This window comes from Rhodococcus ruitaii (assembly GCF_055230935.1).
Genome location: NZ_JBUYWC010000046.1, coordinates 1 through 935, shown reverse-complemented (window position 1 = coordinate 935; position 935 = coordinate 1). Strand labels below are relative to the sequence as shown.

The following is a 935-nucleotide window of genomic DNA, read 5'->3' as shown; positions in this document are numbered from 1 at the left end:
TACAAGGCATCGGCGGAACAGTTCGGTCCGCGTGAACTGGTGGAGTTGGGGGTGCTCGCGGAGGCGCACGGGATGGATTCGGCGACGGTGTCGGATCATTTCCAGCCGTGGCGGCACAACGGTGGTCATGCCCCGTTCTCGTTGGCGTGGATGACTGCGGTCGGTGAGCGGACGCAGCGGGTGCAGCTCGGCACCTCGGTGTTGACGCCGACGTTCCGGTACAACCCGGCGGTGATCGCGCAGGCGTTCGCGACGATGGGGTGTCTGTATCCGGGTCGGGTGTTCGTGGGGGTGGGTACCGGGGAGGCGCTCAACGAGATCGCGACGGGGTACAGCGATGCGTGGCCGGAGTTCAAGGAGCGGTTTGCGCGGTTGCGGGAGTCGGTGCGGTTGATGCGGGCGTTGTGGTCGGGGGAGCGCACGGATTTCGAGGGGGAGTTCTATCGGACGGTGGGGGCGTCGATCTATGACGTGCCTGATGGGGGGATTCCGGTGTATGTGGCGGCGGGTGGTCCGGTGGTGGCGCGGTATGCGGGTCGGGTGGGGGATGGGTTCATCTGTACTTCGGGGAAGGGGATGGAGCTCTATACCGACAAGTTGTTGCCGGCGGTGGCTGAGGGTGCGGTGAAGGCTGGGCGTGAGGTGGCGGGGATCGACAAGATGATCGAGATCAAGATTTCGTACGATACGGATCCGGAGTTGGCGCTCGAGAATACGCGGTTCTGGGCGCCGTTGTCGTTGTCGCCGGAGCAGAAGCACAGTATCGAGGATCCGGTGGAGATGGAGGCGGCGGCGGATGCGTTGCCGATCGAGCAGGTGGCGAAGCGGTGGATTGTGGCGTCGGATCCGGATGTGGCGGTCGAGCAGGTGAGGGCGTATGTGGATGCGGGGTTGAATCATTTGGTGTTTCATGCGCCGGGGCATGATCAGCGGCG

Annotated in this window: 1 protein-coding gene; it reads left to right on the top strand. The window is 64.5% G+C overall.

From position 1 onward, the window contains the following. On the top strand, positions 1-935 hold a 935-nt coding region (fgd, locus tag ACZI8W_RS26130; RefSeq protein ID WP_463371448.1), incomplete at both ends, for a glucose-6-phosphate dehydrogenase (coenzyme-F420).